16 protein-coding genes, 1 tRNA gene and 1 pseudogene are annotated in these 16,942 nt (G+C 61.7%); 11 read left to right on the plus strand and 7 right to left on the minus strand.

Annotation, left to right across the window (positions count from 1 at the left end):
* Positions 1-2 precede the first annotated feature (2 nt).
* Positions 3-323, minus strand: coding sequence for a hypothetical protein (locus AB1N67_RS14555; RefSeq protein ID WP_090344593.1), 321 nt, complete (start codon positions 321-323; stop codon positions 3-5).
* A gap of 174 nt (positions 324-497) precedes the next feature.
* Between AB1N67_RS14555 and hutC the strand changes: the two genes are divergently transcribed.
* The 6 genes and pseudogenes from hutC (at position 498) to AB1N67_RS14585 (ending at position 7,773) form a co-directional block, all read left to right on the plus strand.
* Positions 498-1,250, plus strand: coding sequence for a histidine utilization repressor (gene hutC, locus AB1N67_RS14560; protein WP_043209069.1), 753 nt, complete (start codon positions 498-500; stop codon positions 1,248-1,250).
* A gap of 302 nt (positions 1,251-1,552) precedes the next feature.
* Positions 1,553-3,229, plus strand: a pseudogene (gene hutU / locus AB1N67_RS14565) (urocanate hydratase).
* A gap of 11 nt (positions 3,230-3,240) precedes the next feature.
* On the plus strand, positions 3,241-4,398 hold the full coding sequence (locus tag AB1N67_RS14570; protein ID WP_367863102.1) for a CaiB/BaiF CoA transferase family protein: 1,158 nt from the start codon (positions 3,241-3,243) through the stop codon (positions 4,396-4,398).
* A 2-nt stretch (positions 4,399-4,400) separates the two neighbouring features.
* A complete protein-coding gene (locus tag AB1N67_RS14575; RefSeq protein WP_043211791.1) occupies positions 4,401-5,546 on the plus strand; it encodes an acyl-CoA dehydrogenase family protein in 1,146 nt (381 codons plus the stop codon).
* A 101-nt stretch (positions 5,547-5,647) separates the two neighbouring features.
* Positions 5,648-7,054: a cytosine permease gene (locus AB1N67_RS14580; RefSeq protein ID WP_102082274.1), complete on the plus strand. Its 1,407-nt coding sequence runs from the start codon at positions 5,648-5,650 to the stop codon at positions 7,052-7,054.
* Between the two features lie 74 nt (positions 7,055-7,128).
* Positions 7,129-7,773, plus strand: a complete 645-nt coding sequence (locus AB1N67_RS14585) for a TetR/AcrR family transcriptional regulator (protein WP_367863103.1) — start codon at positions 7,129-7,131, stop codon at positions 7,771-7,773.
* Positions 7,774-7,928: 155 nt separating this feature from the next.
* Here AB1N67_RS14585 and AB1N67_RS14590 read toward each other — a convergent pair.
* Positions 7,929-8,005, minus strand: a tRNA-Val gene (locus tag AB1N67_RS14590).
* 201 nt (positions 8,006-8,206) lie between these two features.
* Here AB1N67_RS14590 and AB1N67_RS14595 point away from each other — a divergent pair.
* Complete coding sequence (locus AB1N67_RS14595) at positions 8,207-9,490, plus strand: FAD-binding oxidoreductase (protein ID WP_043211788.1); 1,284 nt, start codon at positions 8,207-8,209, stop codon at positions 9,488-9,490.
* A gap of 101 nt (positions 9,491-9,591) precedes the next feature.
* On the opposite strand, the gene AB1N67_RS14600 is transcribed toward AB1N67_RS14595, so the two are convergent.
* The gene (locus AB1N67_RS14600) at positions 9,592-10,323 is read right to left on the minus strand and encodes a peptidase C39 family protein (RefSeq protein ID WP_090344591.1); all 732 of its coding nucleotides are present in this window, start codon (positions 10,321-10,323) and stop codon (positions 9,592-9,594) included.
* Between the two features lie 157 nt (positions 10,324-10,480).
* On the opposite strand from AB1N67_RS14600, the gene AB1N67_RS14605 reads away from it, so the two are divergent.
* Positions 10,481-10,657, plus strand: a complete 177-nt coding sequence (locus tag AB1N67_RS14605) for a hypothetical protein (RefSeq protein WP_167358087.1) — start codon at positions 10,481-10,483, stop codon at positions 10,655-10,657.
* Between the two features lie 120 nt (positions 10,658-10,777).
* On the opposite strand, the gene AB1N67_RS14610 is transcribed toward AB1N67_RS14605, so the two are convergent.
* Positions 10,778-11,530 (minus strand): TerC family protein, encoded by a 753-nt coding sequence (locus tag AB1N67_RS14610; RefSeq protein ID WP_043211783.1) that lies wholly within the window; start codon positions 11,528-11,530, stop codon positions 10,778-10,780.
* A gap of 25 nt (positions 11,531-11,555) precedes the next feature.
* Complete coding sequence (locus AB1N67_RS14615) at positions 11,556-11,795, minus strand: hypothetical protein (RefSeq protein WP_043211781.1); 240 nt, start codon at positions 11,793-11,795, stop codon at positions 11,556-11,558.
* A gap of 136 nt (positions 11,796-11,931) precedes the next feature.
* Here AB1N67_RS14615 and nhaR point away from each other — a divergent pair, with 136 nt between their 5' ends.
* From nhaR to AB1N67_RS14630, 3 genes are all read left to right on the plus strand, one after another.
* On the plus strand, positions 11,932-12,825 hold the full coding sequence (gene nhaR / locus AB1N67_RS14620) for a transcriptional activator NhaR (protein WP_102082266.1): 894 nt from the start codon (positions 11,932-11,934) through the stop codon (positions 12,823-12,825).
* 145 nt (positions 12,826-12,970) lie between these two features.
* A complete protein-coding gene (gene sstT, locus AB1N67_RS14625) occupies positions 12,971-14,182 on the plus strand; it encodes a serine/threonine transporter SstT (RefSeq protein WP_090344589.1) in 1,212 nt (403 codons plus the stop codon).
* Between the two features lie 112 nt (positions 14,183-14,294).
* Positions 14,295-14,942 carry a YceH family protein gene (locus AB1N67_RS14630; protein ID WP_043211773.1) on the plus strand — a complete coding sequence of 216 codons (648 nt, stop codon included), beginning with the start codon at positions 14,295-14,297 and terminating at the stop codon, positions 14,940-14,942.
* A gap of 2 nt (positions 14,943-14,944) precedes the next feature.
* Here AB1N67_RS14630 and AB1N67_RS14635 read toward each other — a convergent pair whose 3' ends face one another.
* Both AB1N67_RS14635 and ahpF read right to left on the minus strand, forming a co-directional pair.
* Entirely contained in the window at positions 14,945-15,136 is a 192-nt protein-coding gene (locus tag AB1N67_RS14635; RefSeq protein ID WP_043211771.1) for a hypothetical protein, read from the minus strand.
* 171 nt (positions 15,137-15,307) lie between these two features.
* Positions 15,308-16,870, minus strand: coding sequence for an alkyl hydroperoxide reductase subunit F (gene ahpF / locus AB1N67_RS14640; RefSeq protein ID WP_043211770.1), 1,563 nt, complete (start codon positions 16,868-16,870; stop codon positions 15,308-15,310).
* Positions 16,871-16,942 lie beyond the last annotated feature (72 nt).

Raw genomic sequence — 16,942 nt, forward strand, 5'->3', positions numbered from 1 at the left:
TCCTACCTTCCTGTATTAGACCTCGCTGCAAGGCCGGACCGCCCCACTTGCGCCTCCGCGCCTTGGACGGCCAACTGCCTGGCATGGCCCACCCCCCACATCAAGGCCCGAGTCATGGTCTCGCCGGGGCGCTGGTCGTATATCTGTTCACACACCACATTGCCGTCCGCGTCGTAGACACCGATGAACAGCTGTGTCGCCCCGGTGCGCGACAAGCGCGTCTGCACCTCGAGGCAGGTGCCATCGTCGAGGGTCTGCTCATGGGTTTGATGATGCAGGATCGGATCGCACCATTGTCGGTACGTCTCGCCTCTCTTTTTCATGGGATGCCCCTTGCTGTGTTGTCTTACATAGAGCACCGGGTTTGCCCAACCGATCGAAATCAATTCGCGGCACCGGACAGCCGGCTTGGCCGATCCTGTCGTTCATAGCAAGCGCCTTGAAGTAAAGGGTAAACTGGTGCCCGTTCGCCCCCACTTATCACCCAGGAAAAGACAGTGCCCCACTCTTCTGACGATCGTGCATCTTTGGCCGCTTTCGCTCTGGAAAGCCCTGCCCCGCTCTATGCAAGAGTCAAAGACATCATCCTTCAGCAGATCCGTACCGGCGTCTGGGGACCGAACTTCAAGCTGCCCTCCGAGAGCGAGCTGTTCAATCAACTCGGCGTCAGCCGGATGACCATCAATCGGGCGTTGCGCGAACTCACCATCGAAGGCGTGCTGGTGCGCCTGCAAGGCGTAGGTACTTTCGTGGCGGAACTCAAAGGCCATGCCGCGCTTTTCCAGATACACGACATCGCCGAAGAGATCACCAAGCGTGGTCATCAGCATCGCAGCGACGTGGTGCTGCTTGAGGCGCTTGCAGGTAAAACGCCGGCCTCGCTGCCCTTCTCTCTGGATGAGGTCCAGGACCTGTTCCACTCCGTGCTGGTGCATTACGAAAACGATATTCCGGTGCAAATCGAAGAACGTTTCGTCAATGCCGACATCGCACCCGATTATCTCCAGCAGGACTTCACCCGGATCACGCCCTTCGCCTATCTGATGCAGCTCGCGCCACTGACCGAGGCCGAGCACATGGTGGAGGCCATCCATGCAACACCAGCTGAGTGCAAGCTGCTGCACATCAAACGCACCGATCCTTGTCTTCTCATCCGGCGTCGTAGCTGGTCTGGCAAACGGCAAGTGGGCTGCGCTCGGCTGATCTATCCAGGCTCCCGTTATCGCCTGGAAGGCCGTTTCGGCCAGTAATTTCGTTCAAGGATGACCATCGACTGGAACCGGTCGATGGTATTTCGCTTTGAGTTTGATCAAAAATTTTTGACCTTTCGTCGCCGCTTCGCGCCCCGCCCCGTCATATAGACAGCATTTCCTGAAACGCAACAAACTGAAAAATATAGCTATTTTTCTTTCGCTTGGCGGCTGAATCCATTCTGCCGGGTGTACCAGGATCGGTACGCCCCATGTTGTATATACAGGTTGATATATGGTTGTATGTATATGAGCGCATACGACACTCCCGACACCACAATCACAAAAAAAAGGAAACCGCCATGACAGCTTCCCGATTCCGCGACACTGAAATCCGCGCCCCGCGTGGCAACAAGCTGACCGCCAAGAGCTGGCTGACCGAAGCGCCGCTGCGCATGTTGATGAACAACCTCGACCCTCAGGTCGCCGAGAATCCGAAGGAGCTGGTGGTCTACGGCGGTATCGGCCGTGCCGCACGTAACTGGGAGTGCTACGACAAGATCGTCGAGACCCTGACCCGCCTGGAAGACGACGAGACCCTGCTGGTCCAGTCCGGCAAGCCGGTCGGTGTCTTCAAGACCCACGCCAATGCCCCGCGCGTGCTGATCGCCAACTCCAACCTGGTGCCACACTGGGCCAACTGGGAACACTTCAACGAACTGGACGCCAAAGGCTTGGCCATGTTACGGCCAGATGACCGCCGGCAGCTGGATCTACATCGGCAGCCAGGGCATCGTCCAAGGCACCTACGAAACCTTCGTCGAGGCCGGACGTCAGCACTACGACGGCAACCTGACCGGCAAATGGGTCCGACCGCAGGCCTGGGCGGCATGGGCGGCGCCCAGCCACTGCCGCGACCCTGGCCGGCGCCTGCTCGCTGAACATCGAATGCCAGCAGAGCCGCATCGACTTCCGCCTGCAGACCCGCTCGTGGACGAGCAGGCCAAGGACCTGGACGACGCCCTGGCGCGCATCGCCAAGTACACCGCCGAAGGCAAGGGCCATCTCCATCGCCTGCACGGCAACGCTGCTGAAATCCTGCCTGAGCTGGTCAAGCGGGGCGTGCGCCGGACATGGTCACCGACCAGACCAGCGCCCACGACCCGCTCAACGGCTACCTGCCGGCCGGCTGGACCTGGGAGCATTACCGCGACCGCGCCAGACCGACGCCGCTGCGGTGGTCAAGGCCGCCAAGCAGTCCATGGCCGTGCACGTACAAGCCATGCTGGACTTCCAGAAAATGGGCGTGCCGACCTTCGACTACGGCAACAACATCCGCCAGATGGCCAAGGAAGAAGGCGTGGCCAATGCCTTCGACTTCCCAGGCTTCGTGCCGGCTTACATCCGTCCGCTGTTCTGCCGCGGTGTCGGCCCGTTCCGCTGGGCGGCGCTCTGTCGGCGACGCCGAGGACATCTACAAGACCGACGCCAAGGTCAAGGAACTGATCCCGGACGACGCCCACCTGCACCGCTGGCTGGACATGGCCCGCGAGCGCATCAGCTTCCAGGGTCTGCCGGCACGTATCTGCTGGGTGGGCCTGGGCCTGCGCGCGAAGCTGGGCCTGGCGTTCAACGAAATGGTCCGCAGCGGCGAGCTGTCGGCACCGATCGTCATCGGCCGCGACCATCTGGACTCCGGCTCGGTCTCCAGCCCGAACCGCGAAACCGAAGCCATGCGTGACGGCTCCGACGCCGTCTCCGACTGGCCACTGCTCAACGCCTTGCTCAACACCGCAGGCGGCGCCACCTGGGTTTCGCTGCACCACGGCGGTGGCGTGGGCATGGGCTTCTCCCAGCACTCGGGCATGGTCATCGTCTGTGACGGTACCGACGAAGCGGCCGCGCGTATCGCTCGCGTGCTGACCAACGACCCAGGGACTGGCGTGATGCGTCACGCCGATGCCGGCTACCAGATCGCCATCGACTGCGCCAAGGAGCAGGGCCTGGACCTGCCCATGATCACGGGCGTCAAGCGCTGAGGAAACACGCCATGACTATGCAAAACCCTGCATCAAAGCCGCTCAAAGGCATTCGTGTGCTGGACCTGAGCCGTGTACTGGCCGGCCCTCATTGCACAGCAATGCTGGCTGACCTCGGCGCTGAAGTGATCAAATTCGAAGTCCCAGGGCATGGCGATGACAGCCGTCACCTGGGCCCTTTCGACAAAAATGGCGAGAGCGTCTATTTCGGTCTGATCAACCGCGGCAAGCGTAGCGTCGAGCTTGATTTCAAGGCACCAGCCGATCTTCAGCGCTTCCATGCATTGGTCGCCGACGCCGATGTCGTGGTGGAAAATTTTCGCCCTGGCGTGACCCAGCGCCTGGGCATCGACTTCGACAGCCTCAAGGCACTCAACCCTCGACTGATATACGCCAGTATTTCCGGATTCGGTCAAAGCGGGCCATTGTCCTCCCGCCCGGCCTACGACATCGTCGCCCAGGCCATGTCTGGCCTGATGAGTGTGACCGGCTTTCCCCAGACCGGCCCAACCCGGAGCGGTGAGGCCCTTGGAGACCTCTGTGCAGGCGTCTACGCCGCCTGGGCAATCAGCTCCGCACTGTTCGCCCGTGAGTTCCAGGGTGCCGCTGCACAGTACCTGGATGTGGCGATGTTCGACGTGTTGGTCAGTCTTCAAATGACCGGCCTGTCCAATCTTTTTGCCCAGGGCCGCGCGCCCGGACTGGTGGGCAACCGGCATCCGGTCTCGACCCCTTTCGACACCTACCGCGCCGCCGATGGATTGGTCGTGATCGCAGTCGCCAGCGACAAGCTGTTCCGCCGCTTGTGCGAGAGCATGGAATGCCAGGCCTTGGCGGATGACCCACGTTTCGTCGACGACAGCTCACGCACCGCGAACGAGGCGTCATTGAAGGCACAGATCGAGGCCTGGACCTGTACCCGAGGCGTTGAACAGATCTGCTCCTTGCTGCTGGACGCAGGCGTACCCGCCTCCCCCGTATGGAATCTCGCCCAGGCCACAGGCAGCGAACAAGCCCACGTGCGCCAATTGCTGGTAGAGGGCTGCGCGCAGTCACCTTTGGTACCGCAGCCAGTGTTTTTCAATGGAAGCAAGCCCCACACCGCCTCACCCGCCCCCCGCCTGGGCGAAGCCAATGCCTTGTACGGTCTGTCCCACACAGGAGAATAAAAATGAATTTCGAACTGGACGCCGCAGAACTTGCGATCATCGAATCGGCCGAACGCGTCGCTCACGACGTGCTCAAACCGAATGCCCAAGGCTTTGACGAGGCCGAAGCGTTCTGTGCCGGCAGCCTCAAAGCCTTGGGCGAGCTGGGGTTCATGGGGATCAATCTGCCAGAGGCCTATGGCGGGTTTGGCATCACAAGCCTGGCAATGAGCCGCGTGGTTGAGGCCGTCGCAGCCGCCTGCGCCTCCACCGCATCGGCGATGACTGCGCACTTCCTGGCCACCGATTCCATCCTCATTGGCGGGACAGAGGCGCAGCGCCAGCAATGGCTGCCTCGTGCCGCCACGGGCGAACTGCTCGGCGCCTTCGGCCTGACCGAACCGGCCGCCGGCTCCAATCCGGCTGACATGCGCACACGGGCAAGCCAGGAGAACGATGGATGGCGAATCCGTGGCAGTAAGCACTACATCACCAATGCGCGCGAAGCCGATTTCATCGTGCTGTACGCCAAGACCGACGCAGACGCGGGTCATCATGGCATCAGCGCATTCCTCATTCCCAAAGGTACAGAGGGCATCACCTTTTCCAGCCCGGAGAAGACCATGGGCCTGCGCGGCAGCACGATCTATGAGCTGTCCCTGGACTGCTGGCTTCCCGCGAGCGCCCTGCTGGGCCAGCCTGGTCAGGGCTTCAAGACCGCCATGGAAGTACTGGATCGCGGTCGGGTGGAGGTGGCGGCGATGGCCTTGGGCATCGCCCGCACGGCTATGGAATACAGCCTCAGCTGGGCCCAGCAGCGCCAGATCGGGCCCAAGCCCTTGGCGGCCTATCAGGGCACACAGTGGCGTATTGCAGACATGCACACCCAATTGCAGGCAGCACGGCTGCTGACCCTGCAGGCTGCGGCCGCGCGCGACGCGGGCGGGCGCTTCAGCCTTGAGTCGGCCACCGCCAAGCTGTTCGCCGCCGAAGCGGCGGGCTTCATTACCGATGCCGCACTCCAGCTGCACGGCGGCTATGGCTACATCCGCGACCTGCCGCTGGAGCGCCTGGTGCGCGATGCACGCATCCTGCGCATTTTTGAAGGCACTTCGGAGGTGCAGAAAATCATCATCTCGCGCGCCGTACTAGACGCCGCCCGCACTTGAGGTGTCAGCCTGGAAGGCACCAGCCGACCAGGCTCACAGGGCATCCGCTACATAACAACAATAGAGGCGCCATGGGCAATGGCGCCACGGGAGAAACCCTCATGTCTGGCAAGCCCCTCATCGAAACGCGCTCCATCGACTTCATTCCTGAAAGCGAACGACACGGTCGGCTCTTCAGCCAGTTCACCTTGTGGTTCGGTGCCAACTTGCAGATCACGGCCATTGTCACCGGCGCCTTGGCAGTGGTGCTGGGTGGCGATGTCTTCTGGTCATTGATCGGCCTGTTGATCGGCCAGGTGTTCGGCGGCATCGTGATGGCATTGCACGGCGCCCAAGGTCCGCGTCTTGGCCTGCCGCAGATGATTTCAAGCCGCGTGCAGTTCGGCGTATTCGGCGCGGTGATACCGCTGGTACTCGTCTGCATCATGTACATCGGCTTCAATGCCACCGGCACGGTACTGGCCGGCCAGGCGATTGGCCGAATGGCGAACATCAGCGATACGAGCGGCATCCTGGTTTTCGCCACCGTGATCGTGGTGTTGACAGTGTGCGGCTACCGGGTGATCCATGTGCTCGGGCGGGTCGCCAGCGTGCTTGGCGTGGTGGCGTTCGCTTACCTGTTCGTACGCCTGCTGTCGATCAATGACATCGCCACCCTGCTCGAAAATCGACACTTCAGCTGGAACACCTTTCTTCTGGCCGTTTCGCTGTCGGCGTCGTGGCAGATTGCGTTCGGCCCTTATGTAGCCGACTACTCGCGCTACCTCCCCAGCGCAACTTCCCCGCTGCGCACCTTCCTCGCCGTGGGCCTGGGCTCGGTACTGGGCTCGCAAACCTCCATGGTGCTCGGCGTGTTCGCAGCGGCGCTGGCAGGCGGCGCCTTCTCCGGAAACGAGGTGAACTACATTGTTAGCCTGGGCGCCAGCGGGATGATTGCCGGCCTGCTGTTCTTTAGCATCGGCTTTGGCAAGGTGACCATCGCTACCTTGAACGCCTATGGCAGCTTCATGTGCATCGCCACCATTGTCAGTGCGTTCCAAAAACGCTTCACCGTCTCTTCCGGCCAGCGCCTGGTGTTCGTGCTCTGCATAGTCGGTATCTCCACTACCCTGGCGCTGATCGGCCAGCATTCCTTCCTCAGCGCATTCAAATCCTTCCTTCTGTTCCTGTTGGCGTTCTTCACACCCTGGAGCGCCATCAACCTGGTGGATTACTACTTCATCACTCAGGAGCGTTACGACATCGCCGCCCTGGATGACCCGGATGGCCGGTACGGCCGCTGGAACTGGGTAGGCATCGGCACCTATGGGTTCGGGGTCTTGGTGCAGATGCCCTTCATCGCCACCGGCTTCTACACAGGCCCCTTGGTGCAACACCTGGGCGATACGGACATATCCTGGTTGGTTGGGCTGATCGTGCCAGCGCTCGTCTACTACCCGCTTGCCAAGCACGGGGCGCGACGTCAGCAGCCTCTGCCTGCGCAGGACTATGCCCAGAAACAGTGCTAGCCCCTGAGCCGCTTGCCGCCCGATAAGGGCGGCAGGCCACCTGCCCTACCCGCCCTTACAACCCCCGAGCCCCCATGAACACCAACACACAACATGCCCAGCCGACCAAGACACAGGAACGCCTGTACCTCACGGCGGTGGACTTGTTCGCTGAACAGGGCTACCAGAATACGAGCTTGCGCGACCTGGCCGCCCGCTTGGGTATCGGCGGAGGGTCCCTCTACAACCACATTGAAAGTAAACAGGCGCTGCTCTTCGACCTCATCGAGGAATGCATGAGCGACCTGCTAAGACTCACTCGGGTAAAGCTCAAAGCCGCCCAAGGCACGCGCGCCCGTCTGCATGCATTCGTCAGTGCCTTCATCGAACTTCAGCAGAGCGAGCAGAAAAGAGTCCAGCTCATGTTGCGGGAGGCTCGCAACCTGACGGCAGAACACGCTCGGCTGCATGCCGCGATGCGTGATGAATACACTCAGCAGCTAATGGCTATCATTGCCTCCACCTTCCCTCGAGGCATTGATCGCTCAAAGACAAAGTTCTTCACTGACAGGGTCATCGGCATGCTTGAAAGCCTTTGCCAATCATCGGATATCGATTCGGCCCTGTCACAACGGCAAATCATCGAACAACTGACCGAGATGATTCTGGGCGCGGCGTCCCGCCTGGAACTGGAACCCTCCACGGCGCAGACAGCCCGTGCTTCGTCGAGTGCCGTGTGAGCAAGGCTCGTGCTCTGCCACTCGATGGGTAACATGCCGGCCGAATCTGCAAGTGGTCGGCACGCTCAACAAAGCCGCACGGAGTAGTGCAAACGCAAAAAGGGCGATCCTTTCGGATCGCCCTTTTCGGTGCCCGGAAACCCGGGGCTTTTGTTTGGTAGGCACAATTGGACTCGAACCAACGACCCCCACCATGTCAAGGTGGTGCTCTAACCAACTGAGCTATGTGCCTGTCGATGAGGGCGCATTCTACGCGCTCCAAAATCGCTGTCAACTGTTTTTTTCACGCTAACTCACTGAATCTTAAAAATATTTACCTGACCCGAAGCGACGGGGGGAGTAAAGGATTTTCAACGGACGACTAGCGGGTGTTTATTATTATTGATAGCATCGGTACATTCGTTAAAAATATAAAACACGAGGTTCCCCGAGCATGGCCAATACCCCCTACCCCCAGTCCTACTACGCCGCCTCGGCCAACCCGGTGCCGCCACGTCCGGCGCTGCAGGGTGAGGTGGAGACTGACATCTGCATCATCGGCGCCGGTTACACCGGCCTGTCCAGCGCCCTGTTCCTGCTGGAAAACGGCTTCAAAGTGAGCATCGTCGAGGCGGCCAAAGTGGGCTTCGGCGCATCGGGCCGCAACGGCGGCCAGATCGTCAACAGCTACAGCCGTGACATCGACGTGATCGAGCGCACCGTCGGCCCCAAGCAGGCGCAACTGCTGGGTCAGATGGCCTTCGAAGGCGGACGCATCATCCGTGAGCGCGTGGCCAAGTACAACATCCAGTGCGACCTGAAGGACGGCGGCGTGTTCGCTGCACTGAGCGCCAAGCAGATGGGCCACCTGGAGTCGCAAAAGCGTCTGTGGGAACGTTTCGGCCACACCCAGCTGGAGCTGATGGACCAGAAGCGCATCCGCGAAGTGGTCGCCTGCGACAACTATGTCGGCGGCATGCTGGACATGAGCGGTGGCCACATTCACCCGCTTAACCTGGCCTTGGGCGAAGCTGCCGCGGTCGAGTCGCTGGGTGGCGTGATTTATGAACAGACCCCGGCCGTGCGCATCGAGCGCGGTGCCAACCCGGTCGTGCACACCCCGCAAGGCAAGGTGCGCGCCAAGTTCATCATCGTTGCCGGTAACGCCTACCTGGGTAACCTGGTACCGGAGCTGGCGGCCAAGTCCATGCCATGCGGCACCCAGGTGATTACCACCGAGCCGCTGGGCGAGGAACTGGCCCGCACCCTGCTGCCGCAGGACTACTGCGTCGAGGACTGCAACTACCTGCTCGACTACTACCGCCTGACCAGCGACAAGCGTCTGATCTTCGGTGGTGGCGTGGTCTACGGTGCTCGCGACCCGGCCAACATCGAGGCAATCATCCGTCCGAAGATGCTCAAGGCCTTCCCGCAGCTCAAGGACGTGAAGATCGACTTCGCCTGGACCGGCAACTTCCTGCTGACCCTGTCGCGCCTGCCACAGGTGGGTCGTATCGGCGACAACATCTACTACTCCCAGGGCTGCTCCGGTCACGGCGTGACCTACACCCACCTGGCGGGCAAGGTACTGGCCGAAGCCCTGCGTGGCCAGGCCGAGCGCTTCGACGCCTTTGCCGGTCTGCCGCACTACCCGTTCCCGGGTGGTCAGCTGCTGCGCGTACCGTTCAGCGCCCTGGGCGCCTGGTACTACAGCCTGCGCGACCGTCTGGGCATCTAAGACGAGCCGGGGGCGACGAAAGCGTCGCCCCAGGTATGGTCGACCCAATCGCGGGCCAAGTCCGCTCCTGGCTGCAGGAGCGGGTTTGGCCCGCGATTGCATTACTGGCCCAGGCTGCGGACCGCCTGCTTCGCCGCGATTTCCTGGCCTGCCCGGGCCAGCTCGTCGGCGGCCTGCAGCCAACGCTGACGGTCCACCTGAGCCGGCAGCTGTTTCGGTGGCTGCACCAGCACAGCCCAACTTCCCGTCTTCGCCCACGCAGCCTCGAAATCATCGAACGCCATCAACAGGCGACGCTGCATCCCCGAACGCAACAGCACCCGCCCTTTGTAGCTGTCATAGCCAATCAGCACCGCATAGCGTGGCTCACTCCAAAAGGCCGAGCCTTCTTCGTAACGCACTAGCACCGGGTTGCCTGCCGCCACTTGGGTCAGCAAGGCCTCAAGGCGCTTGTCCAGTGGGTAGACGACCATGCCGTATTCACGCGCTACCTTGGGAATGCCGGCGCCCAGCGCGTCGGCGCCCTGTGGCAGGTTAAGGGGTTTATCAAGCAAACCCGGCGTGATGACCACGCCCTGTTGCGACAGCAGTGCCGCCAGTGCCATGGCCCCGCTGTGATTGGCCTTGCCGCGATAGAACGGCACGCTGCTGATCTCGACCCGCTGTGCCTGGCCCTTCGCCACAGGCGATGGACCACTGGCGCAACCGGCCAGGCTGGCCACGACCAGGCACGCGGCCAGCAGCCGGCGCGATGAAGTGAAGGTTTCTTGCAACATGGGCACTCGCTTGTTCCGTCGCCAGGCAGGCAGCGCCCGGCCCTGGGCTCCGATCATAGGCTGGGTGCGTGTTTGGGTATAGCCCGTCACCGGCTTGGAACGAAACGGCCCAAGGGAATAGACCTTCGGTCAATGGAACGCACCGCCCGGCGGGCTAGACTAAAGCAGTGTCTGGAAGGCGAGCCCCGTGCGCGCCTGAGAGAAGGAGGCACACATGAGCCTGACAATGGCGATACTGATGCTGGTGGGGATGTGGGTGAGCGTCGCCGCCGCCATGCTGTGGGGGGTGTTGCGCATCGTGCGCAGGCATTCCCACCATCACCTGCCACCGCAAACGTTGCCCAAACCACAGCCGGCGCGTCGTGCGCGGCGGCACGCAGGGGCGCACTGACATTCAACCCAGCCTGCCGACGCGGCCCACATACGATAGACCGCTCCCCTACCCGTCAGCCCCCGAATCCAGAAAAAGCGAAGGGGGCGCACTGCGCCCCCTCCTTTGTGCTTCGAGCGATCAGCCCTCGGCAGCTTCGCGCTTGAGCCGAGCTCGGCGCGCCATGATGTTGAGCACTTCGATCGCAGTCGAGAACGCCATTGCGGCGTACACGTAGCCTTTTGGCACATGGGCACCGAAGCCCTCGGCGATCAGGGTCATGCCGATCATGATCAGGAAGCCCAGTGCCAGCATCACCACGGTCGGGTTGTCGTTGATGAACTTGGCCAGCGGGTCGGCAGCTACCAGCATCACGACCACGGCGCTGATCACGGCGATGATCATGATCGGCAAGTGCTCGGTCATGCCTACAGCGGTAATGATGCTATCGATCGAGAAGACGATGTCGAGCATCAGGATCTGGCCGATCGCAGCGGCAAAGCCCAGGGTTACGGTGGATCCAGCCTTGGCTTCTTCCTTGGCGCCATGCGGATCGACGTTCTCGTGGATCTCTTTGGTGGCTTTCCATAGCAGGAACAGGCCACCGGCGATGAGGATCATGTCCTTCCAAGAGAAGCTGTGGCCGAACACATCGATCACAGGTTCGGTCAACTGGACGATCCAGGCCACGGTCGAGAGCAACGCCAAGCGCATGATCAGCGCCATGCTGATACCGATACGCCGCGCCTTGGAGCGGTAGGCCTCAGGCAGTTTGTTGGTCAGGATGGAAATGAAGATCAGGTTGTCGATGCCCAGTACGATTTCCATGGCCACCAGCGTGGCCAGGGCGACCCAGGCAGCGGGGCTTGCAGCGAGTTCCAGCAAATATTCCATGATTTAGTCCTGCATCGAGTCCGGGTCAGATGTCTTGGGTGTCGCTTTTTTCTTCAGCGGCCTTGGGCTTGGCGCCCTCCGAGCCGATGGCCTCGCTCAGGGCCTGTTGGGCAGCTTCGTTGGTCTTGTCGATCGCCTGCTTGGCCGACTCGGCGGCCTGATCGAGCATCTGCTGGGCGGACTTCTCGGCCTGGTCGCAGCCAGCCAGGCTGAACAGGGCCAAGGCCAGCACCAAGGGCGTACCGATGGATTTGAGTTGCAACATGGGAATCCTCGCTTTTCCAATTTCCGGCGCTGCATGCAGCGCCTTATGGGTGGGCATTCTAGAGAACGCCATACATCAGGAAAATTCGTATTTTTAGCGGTTATACTTCGGTTTTTACGAATCGGGAAAGTGTCGGATGCTCAATTATCGCCAGCTGCACTACTTCTGGGTGGTGGCCAAGACCGGCAGCATCGCCCGCGCAAGCGAGCAACTGAACCTGACGCCCCAGACCATCAGCGGGCAGATCAGCCTGTTCGAACAAGCCTACGGGCTGGAGCTGTTCCAGCGTGTCGGCAGGCAGTTGGAGCTGACCGAGACTGGCCGCCAGGCACTGGGCTATGCCGAACAGATGTTCCAGATCGGCGGTGAACTGGAAGCCCTGCTGCGCGCAGGGCCTCAGGAACAGATCCTGTTTCGCGTCGGTGTCGCCGACGTCGTTCCCAAATCCATCGTCTATCGACTGCTGGCCCCGACCATGGAGTTGGACAACGTCCTGCGCATCAACTGCCGCGAAGACAAACTCGAACGCCTGCTGGCCGACCTTGCCATCCAGCGCCTTGATGTAGTGATCTCCGACAGCCCGATGCCCAGCCACCTGGATATCAAGGGCTACAGCCAGAAACTGGGCGAGTGCGGCCTGAGTTTCTTCGCCACCCCGGCGCTGGCGCGCCAGCATGCCCTGCCCTTCCCGGCCTGCCTAGACGACGCACCGCTGTTGATCCCGGGCCAGGAAACCGTGGTCCGCAGCCGGTTGCTGCGCTGGTTGGCTGAACAGCAGCTGCATCCACGGATCATCGGCGAATTCGATGACAGCGCCTTGATGCAGGCCTTCGGGCAGTCCGGTAGCGGGATTTTCGTGGCGCCCAGCGTGATCGCCGAAGAAGTGTGCCGTCAGTATGGCGTCGAGCTGATCGGGCAGACCGAGGCGGTGAACGAGTCGTTCTATGCCATTTCGGTGGAACGCAAGGTCACCCATCCAGGGATCGTGGCGATTACCGAGGGGGCGCGCCGGGATCTGTTTCATTGGTGATCCACGCTGCGGGAAATACGGATTAGTCAGCAGGAAATGTAGCTCGTGGCTATATGCGAAGCGACCCGAACGTCCGAGCTCAGACCAGGCCGGCAAAGCTCTGTGTTAGAGTTGCCGGTTTTACAAAAACGAGATTCCGCTGCACATGACCCCTGTCCTTCGTCTCATCAACCGCACCGGTCTGGTGACGCAGATCTGCATCGGCCTGGTGGCCGGCATCACCCTCGCTCTGCTCGCCCCGGCCGTGGCCCGTGACCTGGCCTTTCTAGGCAAAGTGTTCGTCAGCGCGCTGAAAGCCGTGGCACCGGTACTGGTGTTCATCCTGGTCATGGCGTCGATCGCCAATCACCGTCACGGCCAGGAAACCCACATCAGACCGATCCTCTGGCTGTACCTGCTGGGCACCTTCGCCGCCGCGGTCGTGGCCGTGGTCGCCAGCATGGCGTTCCCGTCCAACTTGGTGCTCAGCACCGGCGATGCCTCGCTCACCGCTCCCGGCGGCATCAGCGAAGTGCTGCAAGGCCTGCTGTTGAGCGCCGTCGACAACCCGGTCAATGCGCTGCTCAACGCCAACTTCATCGGCATTCTGACGTGGGCCATCGGCCTGGGCGTCGCCATCCGCCATGCTGGGCAGACCACCCGCACCGTGGTCGAGGACCTGTCCAACGGCGTGACCCTGATCGTACGCGTGGTCATCCGTTTCGCCCCCCTGGGGATCTTCGGCCTGGTCGCCTCGACGCTGGCCCAGTCCGGCCTGGACGCTCTGCTTGGTTACTTGCACCTACTGATGGTACTGATCGGTTGCATGCTGTTCGTGGCATTGGTGGTCAACCCGCTGATCGTGTTCTGGAAGATCCGTCGCAACCCGTACCCACTGGTATTCATGTGCCTGCGCGAAAGCGGCATCACGGCGTTCTTCACCCGCAGCTCGGCGGCCAACATTCCGGTCAACTTGGCGCTGTCGGAAAAGCTCGGACTGCATGAGGACACCTATTCGGTATCGATCCCGCTGGGCGCGACCATCAACATGGCGGGCGCAGCAATCACCATCACCGTGCTGACCCTGGCCGCCGTACACACCCTGGGCATTACGGTGGACCTGCCGACCGCCGTGCTGCTCAGTGTCGTGGCGGCCGTGTGTGCCTGTGGCGCTTCGGGCGTGGCCGGTGGCTCGCTGCTGCTGATTCCGCTGGCCTGCAGTCTGTTCGGGATCCCCAGCGAGATCGCCATGCAAGTGGTGGCGGTCGGCTTCATCATCGGCGTATTGCAGGACTCGGCCGAGACCGCGCTCAACTCCTCGACCGACGTGCTGTTCACTGCAGCGGCTTGCCTGGGGCAGGAGCGCCGCAACGCCTGAGGTACAGCCCGCTCCGGCAACCGGAGCGGGTTTTCCCCGCAGTATTGTCTGATTGATTAAGCCTGCCGCATTACCTAGGCTAGTGGCCTTTTCCTCGCAATGAGACAGGGCCATGTCAGAACACGAAACCGCAGGCGAAGGCCGTTTCAACAGCATCGAGATCCGTGTGCTCGGTTCTCTGATCGAAAAACAAGCCACCAGCCCGGAAACCTACCCGCTGACCCTTAACGCCCTGGTGCTGGCCTGTAACCAGAAGACCAGCCGTGAACCGGTGATGAACCTCTCCGCCGGCCAGGTCGGCCAGGCCCTGCGTGCCCTCGAAGGGCAAGAAATGACCCGTCTGCAGATGGGCAGCCGCGCCGATCGTTGGGAGCACCGGGTGGACAAGGCACTGGAGTTGGTGCCGGCTCAATTGGTGCTGATGGGGCTGATGTTCCTGCGCGGACCGCAGACCCTCAACGAACTGCTGACCCGCAGTAATCGCCTCCATGACTTTGAAGACGTCGAGCAGATCCAGCACCAGCTCGAGCGTCTGGTCTCACGCGGCCTGGCGCTGCACCTGCCACGCCAGCCCGGCCAACGCGAAGACCGCTACACCCACGCCCTTGGCGACCCGGCGCAGATCGAGGAGATCCTCGCCGCACGCCAGCAAGGCGCCGAGCGCAGCAACAGCGGCACCAGTGTGTCGGATGAGCGGATCGAGGCTCTGGAAGCCCGGGTCGCAGCGCTGGAGGCGCGCCTTGCCGCACTGGAGGGCTGACCTTAGGGCTGATCGGCGTCAGGAAAGTTGCGGCAACTCTTACGCTCGGCCAGCTCTTGGTCGGTGGGACGCTGGTCGACAAAGACCGTGCGCCCGTCGGCATAGATCTCCAGATAGCCCCAGTGCAGGTCCTGCTCCTTCTGTCCGGGCTTGGGTGGCTCTAGCCACCAGGGTTCGCGGCTGATCAGGGTCATGAGTGTGATTCCCGAGGGTGTCCGCAATAAATCATAGACACCTTCAGGTTTGGCTTTGACAACGCGCAAAAGCATTCACGGGTAAACCCGCCCCCAGAAGTACGGCGCAGAACCAGAGACCAGCGCTATACCTGTGGGGGCGGGTTTACCCGCGAAGAGGGTGGTGCAGGCTTATGCCGGCGCCGAGGTGCGGATCAGGTGGTCGAAGGCTGCCAACGAAGCCTTGGCCCCTTCACCCACGGCGATGACGATCTGCTTGTACGGCACCGTGGTCACATCACCTGCAGCGAACACGCCGGGGATATTGGTCTGCCCCTTGGCATCGACGATGATCTCGCCACGTGGCGACAGCTCGACCGTGCCCTTGAGCCAGTCGGTGTTCGGCAGCAGGCCAATTTGCACGAAGATACCTTCGAGCGCCAGGTCGTGCAGCTCATCGCTGTTGCGATCCTTGTAGCGCAAGCCCGTGACCTTCTCGCCATTGCCCAGCACTTCGGTGGTCAGGGCGCTGGTGATGACCTTAACGTTCGGCAGGCTGTGCAGCTTGCGTTGCAACACGGCATCGGCACGCAGTTGGCTGTCGAACTCGATCAACGTCACTTGTGCGACGATACCGGCCAGGTCAATGGCCGCTTCCACGCCGGAATTGCCTCCGCCGATCACAGCCACACGCTTGCCCTTGAACAGCGGGCCATCACAGTGCGGGCAGTAGGCTACGCCACGGGCGCGGTATTCCTGCTCGCCAGGGACGTTCATTTCGCGCCAGCGGGCGCCGGTGGCGAGAATCACGGTCTTGGCCTTGAGCGAAGCGCCGCCGGCCAGGCGAACTTCGTGCAGCGCGCCATTGACGCCTGGGATCAACGCTTCGCCGCGTTGCAGGTTCATGATGTCCACATCGTACTGTTTGACGTGTTCTTCCAGCGCCCTGGCCAGTTTCGGTCCTTCGGTTTCCTGGACCGAAATGAAGTTCTCGATCGCCAGGGTGTCGAGTACCTGGCCACCGAAACGCTCGGCAGCAACGCCTGTACGAATGCCTTTGCGCGCGGCGTAGATGGCTGCCGAAGCGCCAGCGGGACCACCGCCGACCACCAGCACATCGAAGGCATCCTTGGCGTTGATCTTCTCGGCCTCACGGGCTCCGGCATTGGTGTCGATCTTGCCGAGGATTTCCTCCAGGCCCATGCGGCCCTGGCCGAAGACTTCGCCGTTGAGGTAGATGCTCGGCACCGCCATGATCTTGCGCGACTCGACCTCTTCCTGGAACAGCGCACCGTCGATAGCCACATGGCGCACATTGGGGTTGAGCACAGCCATCAAGTTCAGGGCCTGGACCACATCCGGGCAGTTCTGGCACGACAGCGAGAAATAGGTTTCAAAGGTGAACTCACCTTCCAGGGCCTGGATCTGCTCGATCACTTCGGCGCTGGCCTTGGACGGGTGACCGCCTACCTGCAACAGCGCGAGTACCAGAGAAGTGAATTCGTGGCCCATGGGGATGCCGGCGAAACGCAGGCTGATGTCAGCCCCCGGACGATTGAGCGAGAACGAGGGACGCCGGGCGTCGGAGCCGTCCTCGCGCAGGGTAATGAGGTTCGACAGGCTGGCGATTTCCACCAGCAGGTCATGCAATTCGCGGGATTTCGCGCCGTCGTCGAGGGAAGCAACGATCTCGATCGGCTGGGTGACCCGCTCCAGGTAGGTTTTCAGTTGCGATTTAAGCGTGGCGTCCAACATACGGGCGATTCCTTTTTTCAAAACTTGGATACAAAAACGCCCAGGCGAGGTCGCCCGGGCGTTTTTACGGGG

Source organism: Pseudomonas guariconensis, from assembly GCF_040822035.1.
Taxonomy (GTDB): domain Bacteria; phylum Pseudomonadota; class Gammaproteobacteria; order Pseudomonadales; family Pseudomonadaceae; genus Aquipseudomonas; species Aquipseudomonas guariconensis.